This is a genomic window from Streptomyces calidiresistens, assembly GCF_014141525.1.
Classification (GTDB): Bacteria; Actinomycetota; Actinomycetes; order Streptomycetales; family Streptomycetaceae; genus Streptomyces; species Streptomyces calidiresistens.
The window spans coordinates 1-3,755 of record NZ_VKHS01000558.1 but is presented as its reverse complement, the minus strand read 5'-3'; the positions used below and the strand labels follow the sequence as shown (position 1 = coordinate 3,755).

3 protein-coding genes are annotated in these 3,755 nt (G+C 75.4%); 1 reads left to right on the top strand and 2 read right to left on the bottom strand.

Annotation, left to right across the window (positions count from 1 at the left end):
• Positions 1-14: 14 nt before the first annotated feature.
• Positions 15-1,172, bottom strand: coding sequence for a phosphotransferase (locus FOE67_RS19510; RefSeq protein ID WP_182666082.1), 1,158 nt, complete (start codon positions 1,170-1,172; stop codon positions 15-17).
• Between the two features lie 231 nt (positions 1,173-1,403).
• On the opposite strand from FOE67_RS19510, the gene FOE67_RS19505 reads away from it, so the two are divergent.
• A complete protein-coding gene (locus tag FOE67_RS19505; protein ID WP_182666080.1) occupies positions 1,404-2,861 on the top strand; it encodes a DNA-binding protein NsdB in 1,458 nt (485 codons plus the stop codon).
• A gap of 67 nt (positions 2,862-2,928) precedes the next feature.
• Here the strand turns inward: FOE67_RS19505 and FOE67_RS19500 are convergent.
• The coding region (locus FOE67_RS19500; RefSeq protein WP_182666078.1) for a PP2C family protein-serine/threonine phosphatase at positions 2,929-3,755 on the bottom strand (827 nt) is incomplete at its 5' end.

The window sequence follows — 3,755 nt, the reverse complement described above, 5'->3', positions numbered from 1 at the left end:
GCACGCGGGAGGGCTCAGCGGGTGCCCACCGCGGCCCGCACCGCGCCGCGGGCCATCGCGCAGTCCTCGTGCAACCGGCGCAGCAGCAGGCGCTGTTCCTCGCCCGGGCTCAGGCCGCCGACCGGGCGCTCCGCCGACGCGGGCGGGGTCGTCGCCCGCATGGTCCGTTGCACGGCCTCCTCGCACAGCCGCACCTCCCGGGTGAGCACCAGGAGGAGGTTGACGAGGAAGGCGTCCCTGGCGCCGGGGCCCGCCGTGTGCGCCGCGTGGCTGATCCTGCGGCGGGTGGCGGGGGCGTCGCCCAACACCGCCCACAGCGAGGCGAGGTCGTAGCCGGGCAGGTACCATCCCGCGGCCTCCCACCCCACCAGGACCGGACCGGTGGGGGAGAGGACGGCGTTCGCCGGCACGGCCGACCCGTGACAGAACTCCCCGGGGAGCCCGTCGGGCCGGGGGGCGGACCCCCGGACGGCGGAACGCCCCCGGCCGGTCCGCAGACCGTGCAGCAGGGTCTGGATGTCCCCCACGTCGCGGTCCGTCAGCAACCCCAGGGCGTGGTACCGCGCCACCCGGGCGGGATAGTCCACCGTCAGGGAGAAGGTCTCCGCCGGGGGTTCCCACTCGTTCAGTCGGCGGAACGCCCCGACCACCGTCCGCAGGTCCCCGGGGGAGGGCGGTGCCACGGGATGGCGACGGCCCGCCGCGGCCCTGCCGGCCACGAACTCCGTCACCAGCACCCCCGCGCCCGGGTCGGCGGCGACGAGCCGGGGGGCGCGCACCGGGGGGCGATTTCTGACGAAGGCCCGGTGCACCGCTATCTCGCGCCGCAGACGATCGCCGCCGGTGGGCGAGTCGGCAACGTACTTGGCCAACACCGGTCGCCGGCCGATGGTTCCGACCACCAGCAGGGTGTTCCCGGTGTCCCGCAACAGCCGGGCGGGGGAGAAGTCGGGGCACACGCCCCGCACCGCGGCCAGGGCCCGCCGCATGGGTTCGCCGCGTTCACCGGATGCCTCCGGGGCCCCGGCGAACGGCACGGACCGCAGGGGCCCGCCTCGGCGGGGGAGACGACCGGGGGAGCCCATCGGCCCCGGGAACGCGGCCGCGCGACCCGACGGACCCGTCGGGGCCGACTCCCGGCGCGGGAAGACGGGGGCTGGTGTCGAGTACATGAGTGAACGCGGTCCCTTCCCGAGCGGATGGTGGACGCGTCCCCCGGCTCCCGACACGACCGATGTCCTGGGGTAGTACCGGCCGTCCCGGGGCCGGGGTGACGCGGTTCTACCCCACCGCGCGCGACCGGTGGCCCGCCATCTGGCGCACCCTGGCGAAACCTGGCGAATCGGCCGCGGCCCCCCGGGCGGGGGCTACTGTCGAGCCAGCCGAGATCCTGGGGGCTTGACGTGACCAAGGGACCCAACACCCGCCTGGCCGACCTGTTCGGGATGGCCGGCTGGTCGAAGGGCGAACTCGCCCGACTCGTGAACCGCCGGGCCGCGGCCGCCGGCCACGCGCAACTGGCCACGGACACCTCACGGGTGCGTCGTTGGATCGAGTTGGGGGAGATTCCCCGCGACCCGGTACCGGAGGTGTTGGCGTCCCTGTTCACCGAGCGACTCGGTCGTGTCGTGACCATCGAGGACCTCGGGTTGCGCCGGAGAGGGGATACGGGGAACCGCAGGGCCGTGGACGGCCTGCCCTGGAACTCCCGAAGGACGGCCGCGGTTCTCACCGAATTCACGGGAATGGACCTCATGCTCAACCGACGCGGCATGGTGGGCGCGGGCGCCGCGCTCGCCGCGGGTTCCGCACTCAGCGACGCCCTGCACGGCTGGTTGCGGGCCGCCCCCGCCACCGACCCCGACACCGACACCGTCGACCCGACCGATCTCGACCGCTACGAGGCCACCCCGGTCGGCTCCGACGAGATCGAGGCGCTCGAACGCTCCGTGGAGATCTTCCGCCGGTGGGACGCCTCCCGCGGCGGGGGCCTCCAGCGCAAGGCCGTGGTCGGCCAACTCAACGAGGTGGGCGGGATGCTCGCCTACCGTCACCCCGATCACCTGCAGCGCAGATTGTGGGGGGTGGCCGCCAACCTCTCCGTGCTCGCCGGGTGGATGTCCCACGACGTGGGACTCGAACCCACGGCGCAGAAGTACTTCGTGATCGCCGCGCACGCCGCCCGGGAGAGCGGGGACGCGCCGCGGGCGGGCGAGGCGCTCTCCCGGGCGGCCCGTCAGATGGTGCACCTGAGACGACCGGACGACGCCCTGGACCTCATGAGGCTGGCCTCCTCCGACGCGGGGGAGGGGACCCTCCCCCGCACCCGGGCGATGTTCCGCACCATCGAGGCCTGGGCGCAGGCATCCAAGGGGGAGGGGCAGGCGATGCGTCGTTCCCTCGGGGAGGCGGAGGAACTGTTCGTCTCCGACCGGGGGGACGAATCCCCGCCGAGCTGGATGCAGATGTTCGACGAGGCCGACCTGCACGGCATGCAGGCACTGGCCCACCGCACCCTGGCCGAACACGACCCGGCGGCCGCCGGCACGGCCGAACACCACGCCAAACTCGCCCTGCGGCTGCGGGGCGAGGGGCGGGAGCGTTCCATGCTGCTGGACCACATCTCCCTGGCCTCGGCCTGCTTCCTGGGGGACGATCCCGAGCAGGCGGAGCGCCACGCCCGGCTGGCCCTGGCCACGATGAATTCCACCTCCTCGCACCGGACGTGGGACCGGCTGCGCGGGATGTACCGACTCTCGGCGGCCTACCGCGGCCAACCCCGCATCGACGAGCTGCGAGCGGAGATCGAGGCCGTGCTGCCGACCGCCCCGCGTCCGGTGCGTGACCCCGCGGCGGTCTGAGGCCGTCGCCCCGGGGCCGCACGCCCCCGGTGGGTCGGGGCCCCGTCGGCGTCACCGGAGGCGGTGGTCACCACTCCTCGGGGTCCCGGGGGGTGGGGCCGGCTCCCCGGGGCGGTCCCCCCGGTGCCCGGTGCCCGGGGTGTTCCCGCGGGCGCAGGACGACCAGACAGGCGGCCCCGGGGGGTCCCGTCGGCTCGGTGGCGGCGACCACCAGGTCGGCGACCTCCCCGGCATCCGCGGCGGCGGGAATCGCGGTGGCCAGGGCGCGCAGCCGCGGGTGCGGCCCCGGGGCGGTCACCGGGGACCGGACCATCGGGAACAGATGTTCGGTGTACAGCAGCAGGGTGTCCCCCGGCTCCAGACGGTCGACGCGTTCCCGGTGGAACCGGTCGTCCCCCGTCCCCAGGGGTTCCCCCGGGGGACGGGCGAGGACCCGGCCCCCGCCACCCCGGAAGACCAGGGGAGCGGGGTGTCCGGCGCCCGCCCACCTCAACACCCCGTCCCCCGGGCGGTAGCGACAGCACAGGGCCGCCACCGTCCCCGGGTGCCCACCGTGCCCCACCACCTCCGCGAGGTGGTCCAGAACCCGTCCCGGTGCCGCCCCGGTCAGGGTGACGCCGCGCATCGCCCCCACCAACAGGGCCGTCGGGCCGATCCCGGCGGAGGCGGTGTTCCCGGTCCCCAGCGCCACGCTGCCGTCCGGCAGGTGGAGACAGTCGTACCAGGCGCCCTCGGTCGGTGTCCCCGGCGGACCGGGCAGGTACCGGGCGGCGATGTCGGGGAAACCCCCGTCACCGACCCCCGTCGTCGCGACCCCGCGGGGAACCGGCCAGGGCGGTGGCGCGGTGCGCGATGTTCCCCGCCCCCTCGGTCGCGGGCCCCGCGCCACGGCCC

What these genes read in the sequence shown, in the direction of transcription:
- FOE67_RS19510 (WP_182666082.1), bottom strand. Translation starts at nt 1,172, where the DNA reads ATGTACTCGACACCAGCCCCCGTCTTCCCGCGCCGGGAGTCGGCCCCG.